The 15,890-nt window shown below is 47.3% G+C and carries 12 protein-coding genes; 7 read left to right on the top strand and 5 right to left on the bottom strand.

The genetic code is table 11. The features are described 5' to 3' along the window. Positions 1-226: 226 nt before the first annotated feature. The 3 genes from HI950_RS22910 to HI950_RS22900 all read right to left on the bottom strand — a co-directional run bounded on the left by HI950_RS22910 (position 227) and on the right by HI950_RS22900 (position 3,838). Positions 227-1,537, bottom strand: a complete 1,311-nt coding sequence (locus tag HI950_RS22910) for a histidine--tRNA ligase (protein ID WP_317618432.1) — start codon at positions 1,535-1,537, stop codon at positions 227-229. A gap of 286 nt (positions 1,538-1,823) precedes the next feature. After that, the gene (locus HI950_RS22905) at positions 1,824-2,606 is read right to left on the bottom strand and encodes a CPBP family intramembrane glutamic endopeptidase (protein WP_169087546.1); all 783 of its coding nucleotides are present in this window, start codon (positions 2,604-2,606) and stop codon (positions 1,824-1,826) included. 392 nt (positions 2,607-2,998) lie between these two features. After that, a complete protein-coding gene (locus HI950_RS22900) occupies positions 2,999-3,838 on the bottom strand; it encodes a phytanoyl-CoA dioxygenase family protein (protein ID WP_169087544.1) in 840 nt (279 codons plus the stop codon). Between the two features lie 211 nt (positions 3,839-4,049). Here HI950_RS22900 and HI950_RS22895 point away from each other — a divergent pair, with 211 nt between their 5' ends. After that, positions 4,050-4,862, top strand: a complete 813-nt coding sequence (locus HI950_RS22895) for a helix-turn-helix transcriptional regulator (protein WP_169087542.1) — start codon at positions 4,050-4,052, stop codon at positions 4,860-4,862. Positions 4,863-5,632: 770 nt separating this feature from the next. Here the strand turns inward: HI950_RS22895 and HI950_RS22890 are convergent. Beyond that, positions 5,633-6,301 carry a class I SAM-dependent methyltransferase gene (locus tag HI950_RS22890; protein WP_169087540.1) on the bottom strand — a complete coding sequence of 223 codons (669 nt, stop codon included), beginning with the start codon at positions 6,299-6,301 and terminating at the stop codon, positions 5,633-5,635. A gap of 351 nt (positions 6,302-6,652) precedes the next feature. Between HI950_RS22890 and HI950_RS22885 the strand changes: the two genes are divergently transcribed. The 5 genes from HI950_RS22885 (at position 6,653) to HI950_RS22865 (ending at position 10,554) form a co-directional block, all read left to right on the top strand. Then, positions 6,653-7,042 (top strand): bleomycin resistance protein, encoded by a 390-nt coding sequence (locus tag HI950_RS22885; RefSeq protein ID WP_169087538.1) that lies wholly within the window; start codon positions 6,653-6,655, stop codon positions 7,040-7,042. A 287-nt stretch (positions 7,043-7,329) separates the two neighbouring features. Next, positions 7,330-8,793, top strand: a complete 1,464-nt coding sequence (gene pdxR, locus HI950_RS22880; RefSeq protein WP_169087536.1) for a MocR-like pyridoxine biosynthesis transcription factor PdxR — start codon at positions 7,330-7,332, stop codon at positions 8,791-8,793. After that, positions 8,790-9,704, top strand: coding sequence for a D-alanine--D-alanine ligase (locus HI950_RS22875; RefSeq protein WP_169087534.1), 915 nt, complete (start codon positions 8,790-8,792; stop codon positions 9,702-9,704). Before pdxR ends, HI950_RS22875 begins: the two co-directional genes overlap by 4 nt. A 142-nt stretch (positions 9,705-9,846) precedes the next feature. Beyond that, the gene (locus tag HI950_RS37065; RefSeq protein ID WP_169087532.1) at positions 9,847-10,008 is read left to right on the top strand and encodes a GNAT family N-acetyltransferase; all 162 of its coding nucleotides are present in this window, start codon (positions 9,847-9,849) and stop codon (positions 10,006-10,008) included. Between the two features lie 189 nt (positions 10,009-10,197). Beyond that, the gene (locus HI950_RS22865; protein ID WP_169087530.1) at positions 10,198-10,554 is read left to right on the top strand and encodes a VOC family protein; all 357 of its coding nucleotides are present in this window, start codon (positions 10,198-10,200) and stop codon (positions 10,552-10,554) included. Positions 10,555-10,636: 82 nt separating this feature from the next. On the opposite strand, the gene HI950_RS22860 is transcribed toward HI950_RS22865, so the two are convergent. Then, positions 10,637-14,812: a glycosyl hydrolase gene (locus HI950_RS22860; protein WP_169087528.1), complete on the bottom strand. Its 4,176-nt coding sequence runs from the start codon at positions 14,810-14,812 to the stop codon at positions 10,637-10,639. A 355-nt stretch (positions 14,813-15,167) separates the two neighbouring features. Between HI950_RS22860 and HI950_RS22855 the strand changes: the two genes are divergently transcribed. After that, complete coding sequence (locus tag HI950_RS22855) at positions 15,168-15,878, top strand: peptidylprolyl isomerase (protein ID WP_169087526.1); 711 nt, start codon at positions 15,168-15,170, stop codon at positions 15,876-15,878. Positions 15,879-15,890: the final 12 nt, after the last annotated feature.

The following is a 15,890-nucleotide window of genomic DNA, read 5'->3' as shown; positions in this document are numbered from 1 at the left end:
AATTGTTGTGAATCTCCATGTCTCCGTCACATTATTAACTTGTTCCCAGTATATGCTAGCGTGAAAACGCTGTCAATATTGGGTTTGCTGTCTGCTTGTCCTATTTTTCGGGAAGCAATCTCACCTTCGATATGCTCCCCTGCTAGATAAAATCTATTGATGCTCACAAGCCACAGCAGCCATTCCAAACCGAATGCTCCTGTTCGAAATGGCCGCTGTTTTATCATTAATTTGCGAATAAAAGGGGGCAGCTTATGTTCTCTAACACATATATCGCTTCATCCAGGCTTAACTCCCGCTCGGTCCGCTCATCCATATCCTTGAGGCGCACCAATCCCGCCTTCCACTCCGTTTCACCCAGCAGCAGCGCGTATCGAATCCCGCTCCCTGCTACCGATGCAAGGATATTTTTCAGCTTGCGGCCGCTCGTATCCAGCTTCACTCGAATACCGCTGGCACGCAGCTCGGCTGCCGTTTGCAGCATCTCCGCAGCCGTTACGCCTACGGGTATGAGCATTACGGAAGCGGAAGGAGCCTCCGTTGTACGATTTTGAAGCAGCGCCATAATCGACTCCATGCCAAACGATAGTCCAACCGCGCTATACTCGGCATCCTCCCTGCCGACCAACTGTCCGATAATGGCGTCATACCGGCCGCCGCCGCCCAAGCTCGAAGCAAAGCCGTTTGACGTTTCAAATATTTCGTAGACCGTTCCCGTATAGAACGATAACCCTCGCGAGAGAAAAGGATCGAATACGCAGTCCTGCTCCAGCCCAAGCTTGCGCAACATATCGGTTACCGTAAGCACCTCCAGCGCCCCCGCGCTGCCCCGCAGGCCGTATTTGTCCATCATTTCCTCGAGCGAAGGATTTGGCAGGGCTATCAGCTCCATGACGGCGTCCGTTACTTCGGCTGAGAGCCCTTTCTCAGCAAGCTCCAGCTTCACGCCGGCTTCCCCGACCTTTGCGAGCTTATCGAGTGTCAGCATGACCGACAGCGATTCGCTTGCGGGCACGCCGATTGCAGCCATAACCTCGCCAAGAAACCGTCTATTATTCCACTTCAGCTGAACCTTGATCGCAAGCGACCGGAACACGTCGATGGCCAGCTGCATCAGCTCCACCTCAGCCTCCGGGCCTTTTACCCCCACAACATCCACATCGCATTGCAAAAACTCCCTTAGCCTCCCGCGCTTAACGGGTCCGTCTCGGAATACCTTTCCGATCTCATACCGTTTTATGGGCAGATCAATGCTTGGATTTAAAGCGATCACCTTCGCGAATGGAATCGTCAGGTCATACCGTAAGCCTAATCGTCGCTTGCGCTGATCCGTCAACTGGTACATTTCCTTTATAATTTCATCGCCGCCCGCATATTTAGAGGTCAATAAGTCGAGCTCGGTCAGCTCAGTCGTCACCATTTCATTGAAGTCATAGAGCTCAAATTTATCGCGCAGGGTATCTTGAACCCTTCTCCGCAGCAGCTGTTCTTTGCCAAAATAATCATAAGTCCCCTTCACATTTTGCATCACGATCATTCCTCTCTCCATTTATTTGGAATAAAAAAAACGCGCAGGACCTCTTGGTCCTGCGCGCATCGTATGCTGCAGGGAGGCCAACGCGAGAAGCGCTAGCCCACCCTGAATGTTGATCAGGTGTGCTAACGCTTGGTGAAGTGATGAAGCTGATTCAATTGGAATTTGTACATGATACCCAATCCCTTCGACTGAATTATAGTGATTATAGCGAATCGAAGCATGCGGCGCAACTTTATTTTCACAACGCGCCTCACAATCTCTCGTCTGCCGCCATCCTTTGCTGTATTTAATACTTGTATGTATGGGCCGAATTCAGCTTCAACCGAGGATATATAATCAGAATAACTAACAGCATTGCGGTAGCCGCAAAAGTATAGACATGCTCATACGCAAACAAGGCGTTCTCACCAGCTGCGGTAATCAGCAAGCCTTTGGCAGCTTCACTCCCCGGAACTCCGTTAACCAAGCTGTACATTACGCCGAGACCCATATGTATGCCTGTACCCATCCAAATCGAACCCGTTTTTAAAAGCACATAGCCAAGGGATAGGCCCAGCACTAACGAAAAAAGAGCGTTCGATAGGCTGAAGCCTACTAACCACACATCATCCATTGCAAAAATAATTGCAGATATGAGCAGCAAACTACCATTCCGTATTTTACCCTTAAGGTGAGCAAATACATAACCGGTCACAATAAGATTATTCATAAGCGAGCTAAGAAGCATAACGCCAAGGATTTCGATGAACAAAAGAATAGCTTCCGGCGCTTTCTTAACGCCCACGACCTGAAAATCCGCAAAGCCCCACAAGAGCACATACATGGCTATCCAAATGCCAGAGCTAATTAAAAAACCGATTCGCAGGTTTCTTTTCCAGCCAAAATGGGCTTTTACGCCTAAATCACCCATCCCGCCTAGACCAGTCAGCTTGGCTACATGATGAACCAGGATAAAGAGTATGCAAGCATACGCTAGCCAAGAGACGATATCTAGCGAAAATAATTTCGGAATTAAATGAAAGAATGAATCAATAATTAGAAAACCGATGACCGCGAATAGCATTCCCATTATTCAGACCCTTCCCGCAAAAATATAATGGATGCCCGCTCGTCCAAAATAAGGCGTTATCGAGCACATATAGTTTCATGTATATTCGCGAGATTGCCGTATATCCCTAAACCCCGATGTCTTTCTTTTTGAGGGGTATAATGAAAATAATGGAGGTTCATGGTTTTCTTTAGGTAAATGGTAGTTCAATAAAAACTAAATTGGATTAAAGCGGAGTGATTTTGGGCTAAAACTTTAAAATCATGAGGACGAGGCTGCCGGATAAAACGGCAGCCTCGTTGCGCAAAAGGGAATCAATCAGGCAGGTGGTTAGAGCGGTCCCGGGACGAAACCGCTGTCCAAACGACAGCTTTATTCATGTCGCAGGATCTAGGCATGCTAGGCGCTTGTAATCAAGCGCTTTCGATCGCCGGCTTCGACGTGTACACGACTGGGAAATGGTCGCCCTGAAGAATTTCACCAGCCTTCACGTTCACATAATCGTGCATCGGATGATTCTCAGACGGTTCGTATCTGGTATGACCAGGCATGTAGTGGACCGCAATTGCCCGACGATGCATTTCGGAACGGTTATGCGGGCTGCCGTGCCAAGTCATGCAGTGGTGGTAGCCGACTTGCCCCTTCTTGATCTCGAATGGAACAGCCTTCACGTCGGCGCCTTCCGGCAGCAACTCGGGCTGCTTATGGTACGGCATGAAGTTTTTGTCACTGGCCAAATATTTCTGATGGTTACCCCACTTATGGCTGCCGGGAACCATCCACATACAGCCGTTCTCGATTACTGCATCGTCAAGCGCCACCCATGCACTGACGAGATCGGCTGGTTGTATGATTGGCCACAGAGGATGGTCTTGGTGCCAGCCGGTTGGCCCTCCGGATACCGGGGGCTTGTATTGGATCTGGTCGTGCCAGATTCGTACGGTATCGGTGCCGGAAAGCTGGGCGATCTCCTCGCAAATCCGATGGTTCGACGCATGCTTGAAATAGACGTCGCTCGCCATCCAGATGTTTACGATTTGCACGACGCGCTCGCTGACCGTCATTTTCATATTGTCGTAGAGCGACCCGGAGTCCAGCATGTTATGATTCATAACCGGCTTGTTGACTGTCTTCCCTTCCATGACATCCTGCAGCTCGCGGCGGAGCACCTCTACCTCTTCATCGCTTAATATCACATCCCCTTTAAGAAAACCGTCCTGCTCGAACTGATTCACTTGCGCTTTCGTTAACATGGCCCGACGCACCTCCATTTAAATGAAGTTGATTTTGTATACGCTTTAAATATACATTAGGAGCAATGGGTCGTATTTAGACAAACAACGGAGAGATTTACGTTTTTTCAAGATTTTAAACATAGGAGGCCTGATCCGTATGCATCTGGGGTCGTTGTTTAACTGCAGCCCCGCGGTGAATTTTGCCAGCCGTGACGTCGCCAATCCGAACGTGCAGTGGGGCCCGCGATTCATCCCTGACTGGCAGTTTTTTTATGTCATTTCCGGTGAAGGCGTTCTGCATTTGGGACCGAGCAAATACCGTATCTCGCCAGGCGAAGGCGTGTTGTTTGGACCAAGCGGCGCCCATTTGCTCGCGACGACGAAGGCGACCGAATATTACAGCGTTCATTTCACGTTCCACAGTGATTCCCCTGTCCCCGTTCACCCGGCCTACTTAATCCGGGCAGCATCTGCGGTGCAGCTCGATGCGGAGCCGGAGCGGTTCCGCATCGCAATCCCGGACGCAGCCGATATCGAACTGCCGAGCCACTTTTCGATCGTCCACGTGGAGGCGCTGTTCGCTCGCATCGTCAAGGAGTACGTCAGTGCGAATGCGGCGTATCCGTTCGCGCTGCGCGCTCTGATGATGGAGCTGCTAACGCTCGTTGTCCGCTCGACTTTGAGTGCGAAGGCAGACGGACCAGCCAGTAAGATTGGGCCGGCGATAGACGCGATGCGTGAACAGCCAGGCAGACAGTGGACAGTAGCCGAGCTGGCCGAGCTGTGCGGCTATCATCCGGGTTATTTCACCGTTATATTCCACCAGGAGGTGGGCCAGAATCCGAAACAGTACCTGATCTCCGAGCGTATCAAGCAGGCGAAGCAGGCGCTACTGCGGGGAGAGCCGATCGATGCGATCGCGGCCGAACTCGGTTATGCGAGCATACACTACTTCAGCAACAACTTTAAGAAAGAGACAGGCCTCTCGCCGAGCGAATTCAGACAGCGGCCCAATGCTCCCCAAACGGACAATGAAGGATAGGCATGCCGCTCTAACGATAGGAACCTTTCAACCTAGATTTCGTCTTTAAGATAAAGACATATTATCGGAGGATTAAGATGTCTCAGTTCGCGAAGCATTATGGAGCAATGTGGATTGTATTTGTTCTCTGCGTTAGCATCGGTGCATTCGGTCTAGAAATGATGGAAGGGACGAAAATCAAGACAACCGAATATTACGGACTACAAAACTTGGGGTACATATATATTGCTGTAATTTTTTTGTCTATCTCCCCGCCAGCAACGGCGCTATACTTTCTAATGGTTCTGCCTTTGTCGGTTCTCTTACGAAAAGCGGGCAGTATGATATTTTGGATAAGGTCGGTCGTATTTAGCATACTAGGAGCTGCTGGGGGCAAATGGGTCTTTCAGAAGCAATATAGCCATTTTATTGAGGGATACGGATATGAATTAAATGATCTCACAGCAATTATCATCTTCGGGATATGCGGACTTGTATACAGTATAATAGACGGTTTTTTAGCTGAAAAAGCATCCGCGGTTATACATGAATCTAATTAACATCATCTGTACGTTAGCAATCGCTTGACTTGGAGTTAACTCCGAAGAGTAAACTACATCCGAAGGAAATCATATCTATTTGAAAGCGAGGGACAATGAAATGGAATATGCGAAGCTCGGAAATACAGGCTTGGACGTATCTCGGCTTTGTCTTGGCCGCATGAGCTTTTAGCAGGATGAAGACTCCTCCCGCCCGCGCGGAGGAGTCAATTTAATTGTTGATGCATGCCTTCAATTGGCAAACAAAATATGGATAGCGTAATTCTCATGGTACGAGAATTTGTGCACGTTGATGGATTGAATCGCTTTTCCATATTGAACCGCGGCAGCCTCAACTTCACTCAAAAACTTGGGAAGCGAATAAACATTATTGTAGAAGCGCTGTCCTTCCCAATCGTTGGACGGCTTGGAAAAGTCAATCTTATCCTCATTCGACTCGGTGAACCAGCACGCAATATATAGACTGTCTTTGGCAACGCGGACTAATTCCGGCAAAGCGCCGTTATAGCTTGGCAGATGCTGCAGGACATGAATGCAAATGACATTGGGCTGCGAATCGGTGTCGATATCTAAGTTAAGGATATCCCAATTGAAAAATTTCACATCAGGCAGCCTATCCTTTGCGAGAATAAGCATTTTTTCCGAAATATCGCCGCCCTTATAAGAGTCATTGCCGACCACATTCATCTGCAGCAGCTTCTCCCCGATCAGTCCCGAGCCGCAGCCGATCTCCGTTATGTTGGCTCCATACCCTAAGCACTCTTGTATATGACCTACGAGTAAGGCTCTCCAGTTATCCTCTCCATCGCTCTGAAGCCAGAATTCGTTGATTTTCTTCGCCACATCTTGGTTGTCCCAGTTCTGCCAGTACCGGTCACCTGTTCCTTTGCTTCTGCGCATACGCCTCTCTCCTTAAACGATGTATTCCTACTCTATCCAGCCTCATATACTTCTTCATAATCTATATTATATTGAGGAGAATCTATTTGGTTACGCAAAACGGGAAAAGAAGGCACATCGATATTTACATCGGAACACCCGTTTGCTATTATGGGATTAAATACCATTTTTGCGATAGAACGATTGATGACGAACTAGATGGATTCCGGACAGGTTCAAGGACTTTCGTTCGTCATTGCAAGGAGAGGCGTTAGATTTTATTGCGAAGGACCCCTTAGATGCTGCTGATGCTTTACGCTAACGGTTATCGATAGTCGAACGAACAAAAGGCAGTTAGGAGCGGATATGAAGATGGGATCTATTAATGCAAATTCAGTTCACTTGAAAGGATCGTCTATTGTTCTGCTAGTTGCTAATCTACAAGACTCAATTAATTATTATGAAGCAATAGGCTTCATCGCAGAAAATATTGGCGGCCATATCCATATGAATCATGGAGCAGTGACATTTATTCTGCATGAGGCTAAACATATAAGCGATGTTCGGCCAAATTCGTCCGTTGAAGGCGGACTATATTTTGATGTGTTTTGCTATACGAATCCAGTAGAGCTGAAACTCTTATTTGAAACATTCCAATCCAAAGGTGTCGAAATCGTCAATGGGCCTCATTGGTCCGAAGGATGGAGTGAAGTGACCATCCGTGATAATAATGGCTACTGCATTGCTTTCGGTGCATCTTAGGATACCTAATTATGTATTTAATAAAGAAAAATCGAAAAGTGAATTAGCGTAAAAAACAAAAGGCCCGAGCGATCCCTGTGCTTGGGCTTTTTGTTATGATTTTTCATCCGTTTGTTATTTCAGCGTCTGTAGAACGACCGCAAACGATGACAGGTTGGTATCACCGAACCGTGATACCTATTCCTCTCCAGCTAGCAGCTACATATCCACAATTGGGTAGAAAATCACACAACGTGGTTCTTATTTTATTGTTAAATGTATGCCATTATATTTGTAGGGGTGATTGGATGTTTACTGAATTCAAATTGACGGATGACCGCCCAGCCTATACCCAGGTAAAGGAATACATGAAACGTTTAATTACTGCAGGTGTATTGCAAGCAAATCAGAAACTCCCGTCCACGCGTGAACTCAGTTCTTTGTTGAATGTCAGCAGAAATACGGTAGTTAGTGCTTACGCTGATTTGAAAGACGAAGGGTTCGTGTATGTAGAGAAAGGAAAAGGGAGTTTTGTTGCTCAAATATTGGGCGAGGCAGCAACTACACAATCATGGCGGCTTAATTGGAAGCAAAACATTAGCGATCAAGCGATGATTGCTGAAGAACTGGATCTTATCAAGCACGGGATACGCTCGAATAAAGGGGAAATCAATTTTACCAGTATCGCACCGGATGAAAAATTGTTTGATCTCGATAATGTCAAACGAGCATTTTTAGATCGGATGTCCATTGAGGGTGAAATCATCTTAAACTATGGATATGCGCAAGGCTACAAACCGTTAATGGAATATTTGCTTCGTTATATGGAGAATAAAGGGGTTAATCTGGAGGGTAAGGAGATCCTGATTACGAACGGTTTTACAGAAGGGTTAGACATCATTTTGTCGGCTTTAATCAAGAAAAGCGGGCGTATCATTTGCGAAAATCCTACTCATCATGCAGCGATTAAAATTTTTAAGATGCATGGATTTGATATTACAGGTATCGAGATGGAGCAAGACGGAATCAGTCTTTTGGAATTGGAGAGAGCATTGTCAGAACGACCGTTTGATTTAACCTACCTTGTGCCTTCCTATCATAATCCAACTGGCATTGTGATGTCTCCCCATAAACGAATGGAAGTTATCAAGCTGTTGAATAAATATCAAGTCCCGCTTATAGAAGACGGTTTCAACGAGGAGCTACGGTATTCAGGATCCCACATTGCCCCGTTAATTGCATGCAACGGTAATGGAAACAGTGTCATTTATATAGGCAGCTTTTCTAAAATCCTTTTCCCTGGCCTTCGGGTTGGATGGGTCTTGGCCGAAAAAGAGCTCGTTTATTATCTGGAAAGCGTAAAGAGAGCGCGAAGCATTCATACCTCCACGCTAGATCAATCATTGCTCTATCAATATCTTCATAATGGCAACTTCGAGAAATATTTAAAAAAAGCAAAATCAGAATATAAACGAAAATGTGAATTAGTCATTCGGTGCTGTAGAGCGTTTATTCCGTTAAAGCAGCTTTCGGGCGACGGAGGACTCCACGTGTTTATTGAATTCGACGTTAACTTGGATACGAATGTCCTGTTAGAACGCTGTCGCCATAAAGGGGTCATATTTACACCGGGCAACATTTTTTTTACGAATAACAAAGGTCATCATACTATGCGTCTTGGTTTCTCACGAGTCGCAGATGAGGACATTATAAAAGGGATTCAAATCATAGGTGATACAGCTAAACAAATGATGAAGGAGGCACAGCTATGAGAGTGGGTGTGATTATGGGGGGTATTTCATCAGAAAGAGAGGTATCCCTTATGACTGGGAGAGAAATGATGGCTAATTTGGATAGAGAAAAATATGAGCTGTATCCGATTGAAATCAATACGAAAGATGAACTCGTTGAAAAAGTGAAAAATATTGATGTGGCACTGCTTGCGCTTCATGGAAAGTATGGTGAAGATGGAACGATTCAAGGAGCACTTGAAACACTTTGCGTTCCTTATACGGGGTGCGGCGTTTTATCGAGCAGCCTTAGCATGGATAAGAATATCTCCAAAAAACTATTTCGTCATGAAGGCATCCCTACCCCTGACTGGATTCATTTGAGTAGCGCAGATGAATTATCTATCGGAGACGTCGAACGAATGGGATATCCGGTTATTGTGAAGCCAAATTCAGGCGGATCGAGCATAGGAATCAAAATGATAAAAAACAAAGAAACGTTAATTCCTGAGGTACATGAAACCTTTCAATGGGATGATGAAGTGTTGATCGAACAATATATTAGCGGTGAAGAGATAACCTGCTCGATATTAAATGGAAAACTTCTTCCCATCATCTCTATTCGGTCTAAATCCGAATTTTTTGATTACTCTTCCAAGTATGACGACGGCGGGGCTGATGAACAAGTGATCCAATTGCCTCCCGATATTTTTGAGCGAGTCCGCGCTTCTGCGCTAGGCTGTTATAAAACATTGAAATGCAGCGTTTACGCCCGAATCGATATGATTCTTAAAGATGGAATTCCTTATGTCATGGAAGTGAACACACTGCCAGGCTTGACGAAAAATAGCCTCCTGCCCAAAAGTGCCAAAGCTGCGGGGATATCATTCAGTCAACTGTTGGATTTGATAATTGAATACTCTCTTAAGGAAAGAAATAAATCAGAGAAATAAATCAAAGAGCCTCGTCCTCAATGCTTGAGACGAGGCTTTGGTCATGGCTCGCTCTTACAGGTTGAGCCGCTAATAGACAGGTTAGCTCAATGCATTCCCAGAAAAAGGAATCAACAATGACTTATCGAATAGTTAATACAAATTGAATTGGATTGAAGTAGAAATCCTTTGGATTGAGGAATCTCTAAGAGGACTAGGATATGGGACACACTTATTAAATCAAATTGAGCGCATTGCAAAAGAAAAAGGTTGTACGTATACCAAGCTAATACCTTCAGCTTCCAAGCTCCAGCATTTTATCTGATGAATGGTTATGTCGAAGTTGCAATATTTAATGAAGCCCCGACCGGGAGTAACCATTATTACTTCAAAAAAATATTTTCTAACTGACAGACCTTATTGGGTACTGAACTGACGGAAAACGTCAAACGGATTAGCGCAGTTCCATTTTTTTACGTTGTCCAACACCATAAAAAAAATAGGAGTGAACAGTATGAGTGAAATTTTGAGTAAAGTAGGAGCCATTTTCGTCCCAGTAGGTGATATTAGTAAAGCACGGGAATGGTATTGCTCCATTCTTGGTCTTGAACCTACGTTTGATATTATCGCAGGCCATCTATGCTGTATACCGTTGGATAATAACGGATTAAACCTTGTCTTAGATAGCAAAATTTACAATGCAGATTCTTACCTTAGAAATCCTGCCTTCCATTTTAATACGGACGATATAGATAAGGCTTACCATTTCATGAAAGACCTTGGAGTTGAGCTTGTTACAAAGATTGAGAATGGCCATTGGTTTAATTTTAAAGACCCAGACGGGAACATGCTGATGATTTGCAAGTGCTAAGAGATTTTATATAGCGGCAGCTCAAGGCCCCGGGCGAGACGGCATTTGCCAGTCTCTTCCGGGGCTTTGTCTATTCGCTATTCTAGTTGAGTGTGATCTCGTCCACATATACCGACGCTGTGCCGCTGCCGCTTGTTGGTTCGATTTTGATACCGATAGACTTCACGGCATCACGACCCGCTACCTCGCCAAGTGAAAGAGTAAGCGTCTGGAATCCGGACGAATCCACTGCTGCCATACCGCTATCGTACCAGCTCCAATTCGAGCCGGTTTTCATATACAACCGCGCATTTGCCGTCCCGGCAGACAGCTTCACCTTTACGCTTATCGAACCGACTGCCGATAGATCAAGCGCGGATGCCTTCGTCAGTTCAAAGCCTGATCCCGATAGGCTGAATGTTGAAGTCAAAGCGTGCGTGCCTTTCGTCGCCGCATCTGTCGAAATGGCCGGCGCAGTCGCGCTTGCATTGTTAACCTCTACGATAAAGCCAGAAGCTTCGCTTTCAAAATCATATAGTACACCGGCTTGCTCCGGTGAGCTGCCCGGTCCGCTGCCGCCATTTGGCACACCGCCCGTACCGTCATTAATCGCTTCGATATCATCAAAGTACAAGCTGCTGCTAAGTGTAGCGCCTGACACCGCATTTACATAAATCGAGAAATCCTGCACATTTTTCAAGCTGACCTTATTTAGCTTCTTGCCGATATTGCCTGTATCCCATGGCGCAACCGCAAATTCACTAAAAGGAATCGTAACCCATTCGCCAGCCGTACCCGCAAGCGATGGATAAGCCTCGTAAGAAACGCCGTCCACCTTCAGTTGAATAACCAGCTTCTGATTATGTCCATCCGGTACTAGCCAGAATTTAAGCTTGTTGAACGTAGACCAGTCCGCGCCGCCAAGCGACTTCGTAATGCCGCCATAACCAGAGCCTGCGAGCGTATAATCAAATTTCATTGCATATAAGCCGCCGCTCTCATGCACGCCATCTAAGCTGACATTAACCGTATCCCCGCCCGCTTTTACAAACTTCGCTTGCAGTGCGGCGTTCACGCCTTGATATCCTTCAAAATGATCCACTAACGAAGGGATAACCGGCGGCTCATAATAGCTGTTTATGAGTGCAATATTATCGACGTAAATCGGTCCGTCAAGCTGCAAGCCGCTGCCGATAATCGACAACGCAAGGCTTGTTGCTTCTGTTGATTTGCTTGGGTTATTCAGGTCTATGGAAGCAGAGTATTTCACATAATCCACCCCATCCACCGTAACGGTCGGCAGCTCCGTCAGCTTCTCTTCCGTCGTCAGCATGCCGTATTTCCCTTCATCCGTCCAGTCCGGCGGAAGCTGCACAATGCCGCGCAGGCTTGCGCTTGCCGTCTCCGAGCCTGCCGATGCCGGAATCCAAGCGTCAAACGCAACACGATTCACCATAGCGAGCGGAACCTCGCTTGCCGCTTGAACCAGCTCCAGCTTAAACTCCTGCCAGGTATCTTGATATACTGCATCCGTTACGCTTAGTTTAAGGGCGCCATTGCCGTTAAAGCTCTCATGCCCAACCGTTAGGCCCATCGCCGATGGCCAAGTACCGTTATTTTGAATACCCGCAACATCTGTATCAAACGTGTATGTCTTCAGCGCGATTTCATCTGCTTTTACAAAAACCGTAACGGTTTGTTCAAGCGCAACGCCGCTTTCCTTATAGACCTTCACGGTAATATCAGCCGTCTTTCCGTTTTGCTCGCCGGCAGGCATCCAGTTTGCCGAGTAGAACCCGTCTGCATCCAAGGTCATTGGCACTTCAACCGAGAAGCCCTGCGCAACATAGACGACTTTAGATGGCGCCGCATTCAGCACGCGAGCGCGAACAATTGTCTGATTTTCTTTTACCGTGCTCTGGCTAACAGGACTTGCAATATGCAGGAATGGCTGCTCAACCGCCGCCTTTACCTGATTCCCATACACACCCGTCGCCTCTTTCGCGAACGCGGTATACGGGTCGTCATAGTACGCGACCAAATCCTCTAGCAATTCATGGTCGCCAAGCAGCGGAGCATTGCGATAGGGAACAAATAAATTGCCGTTTGTACTGAAATTCGCCCATGTCTGCATATAGGATATCCGCTTGGCGTCTGGGTCGGATTTGATTGCGTTCAGCAGCTTCGTAAACCAAGCCTTATCCGCATTGCCCTGCTGAAGCATCCCTTGCGGACTATAGCCGAATTCGGAGAAGGTCGCTATTTTACCTTTGGAATCGGCGAGCTTCGAAATCATCCCCAAATCCGCAACGAGATTGCTAAGGAAGGATTCGCTGCCCGGATTTTGCTGATTATCATATTGATCCATGCCGAGCACATCGACGTAGTCATCGCCCGGATAGGTCGTTAAATAATTGGATTCGCTGCCGCCAAAGGTACCGTTTGGCGAGTAGACGTACAGCAGGTTATGAACGTCCTTGGTGTCGCGCAAGTACTCAACCGTGTACCGGTAAATTCCCACATACTCGCTTGTCGTTGTCGTTTTGGCGCCCCACCAGAACCAGCCGCCGTTTTGCTCATGGAAGGGACGGAACAAGATCGGTATGAGCTTTCCGTCGTTATCCTTCAGGTTGCTCGCAAGCGCAGCGATGCGATCAAGAAAAGCGTTCAAATCAGTGTGCTTGTCGCCTCCCGGCAAAATATGCTGCACGACCGAGCCGCCCGTATCGTTAAAGCTTCCGCCTGTCACGAAGTTAGGCAGATGCGCGCTGAGCGTAACGATGCCGCCGAGTTTATGCGCTTCCTTCATTTTGGCAGCCAAATTGATTCTGCTTTGTTCCAAATCGTTTGAAACGCCGGGCTTCTCCTTGCCCTCCAAGCTAAGCGTATCCCAGCCAAAGACAGCCGGATAATCGCCTACCGAGTTTTTAACATCGGATTGAATGCCTGTCGTTTCGGTAAAAGAGATTCCCTCCGTCGTCGCATGCTGATGGCCGAACAATACTTGCTTGCCGCGCACATCGTCCAAATAAGCAAACAGCGATTTCGTATAATCGGTGGCATTCGAATCAACGAAGTTCTCCACTCGCCGCTCCGTTCCGACTTCACCTTCACCATCGTCGCCGCCAATTCCACCGTTACCATTGCCACCACTGCCACTGCCGCTGCTAGCCCCTCCGCTTGCGCCAGATGTGGCTGGTACGCCATTCGTAATTACAATAGCTCCCCTGCTTAACGCGCTGCCATTTAAGGTTACGCCGTCCGCATCAACATTAGCTTTCTTCACATCACCCTGGCCTTTAATTGCGGAACCCTTTGCCTGACTGCCGAGCGTAAGCTCCTCAATCCGTGCGCCTTCACCAAGCTCAAGTGTAAATTCGCTGCCCCCCGTAAGATGCTTTGCCGATGCCGTTCCGCTGAACAGGACGCGAACCGGTCCTGCCTGGCGATTCACTTGCACTTCGCCTAGTACGGAGTTATTGATTTCTACCGTATTTAAGCCTCCGCCCCAAACGTACGTCGTGCCCGCTACCGTTACGTTATCGAGCTTCGCATCGCCATCGCCAATGCCTGCGGATAAATAAAGATTGCCGGCGATCTTTGCATCCTTTAAGACAACGTTTGCTGCATGAACTACAACGTTGCCTGAGATAGTCGAGCCTCCGAATGCCCCAGCCTTCGGATAATATTCTTTAATGAGCTTGTCTATTACTGTCACAAGCTCCGCTCGCGTCAAATTCCCGCTAGGCCTGAACGAGCCGTCTTTATAGCCGCTGAGAACGCCTGACAGAGCATCCACGCCTGCTCTGGCATATTCCGAAACCTTATCAGCATCCGTAAATGAAGCGCTGCCATTTCCGCTTAGCCGGAAAGCTCTAGCAACAAGAGCAGCTGCATCCTGACGGGTGATCGGCTGCGTCGGATTCGCTTTATTATTGGAGCTGCCCTTGTAGTAGCCAGCCGCGCGTGCAGCCGAGATGGACTTTGCATACCAAGCAGTCGGTTCCACATCCGAGAACGCTTCGTTTGACCCCGTTGTATAACCAAGCACCGCGTTAACGATCGTTACAAACTCAGCTCTCGTCACGTTTTGGTTAGGCCTGAAGGAGCCGTCCAAATAGCCGCCCACTACGCCATTGGATTTCCACCTCTCAATGGCTGCCTGTGCCCAATGGCCTCGCTCGTCCGCCGCTGCCGCTTTTGTGGATACGGGCATGACAACAGAGAAGGCGAGCATCGGTACAATCAGCATCGCAACCCACTTCCGTATTTTCTTCATGATAACCCTCCTGTTTTGTTATTTTTGTTATCACCTACTGGTGAATAATGTAAGCGCTTAACAACAAGTATATGAGGTTCCTATTGTAAAATAAATGGTTTAAACTAGCTTTTATAGGGCTAAAATGCTGTTTTACTATTTATTTTTGTTATTTTGTTAGGTAGATAGTTAAGGTGGCTAAGGGTAAACCACATGAATATTAAGGCTGCTACACTGCTCGCAATAGACAACTCCCTCGCATTTAAAACAACCAATATGGTATTATACAGATTGAATCATGATTGCGAATGCGGGGAAAAAGGCAGACGAATCTGCGAATTTTTTTGCATTCACACAACTTAAGGAGGATATTGAAATGCTTTATAAAAACAAACGTCTTGGGACCACGCTGCTCCTCATGCTCATTCTGCTCGTTGTTGCATCTGGATGCGGAGCAAACCGTGCGGCGGACGGAGACAAAAATACCGGCACCGGCGGCAATACAAGCACAACGACTCCCCCAACCGAGGCTCCAGCAGAGGATGGCCCAGCGCTGCTAGGCCCGGACAAGCATCCTGTTGTAACCATTCAATTAAGCAATGACAAAATCATTAAGCTTGAGCTATATCCTGAGGTTGCTCCAAATACAGTAAACAACTTTGTATCCCTTATTAATAAAGGCTTTTATGACGGCGTTATTTTCCACCGTGTTATCCCAGGCTTTATGATTCAAGGCGGCGATCCTGATGGCACTGGAATGGGCGGTCCTGACTACAGCATCCCTGGCGAGTTCACAGACAACGGCTTCGAGAACAAGCTCAAGCATACGCGCGGCGTACTCTCCATGGCTCGCACGAACGACCCCGATACGGGCGGCTCGCAATTTTTCATCATGGTGGCCGATGCGCCTTCGCTTGACAACCTGTACGCATCCTTCGGCAAAGTAACGGAGGGCATGGAAGCGGTAGATGAAATCGTGAATCAGGCCGTCGGTGCGAACGATAGGCCGGAAACTCCGATTTCGATGAAAAAAGTAACGGTAGACACGCTTGGCATGACGTTTGAGGAACCGGTAAAAACGAAATAAGAGAAGCGCTAA

The sequence above is a fragment of the Paenibacillus sp. PL91 genome (assembly GCF_012935325.2).
In the GTDB taxonomy this organism is placed as follows: Bacteria; Bacillota; Bacilli; order Paenibacillales; family Paenibacillaceae; genus Pristimantibacillus.
This window is presented reverse-complemented; position numbering and strand designations above follow the sequence as displayed.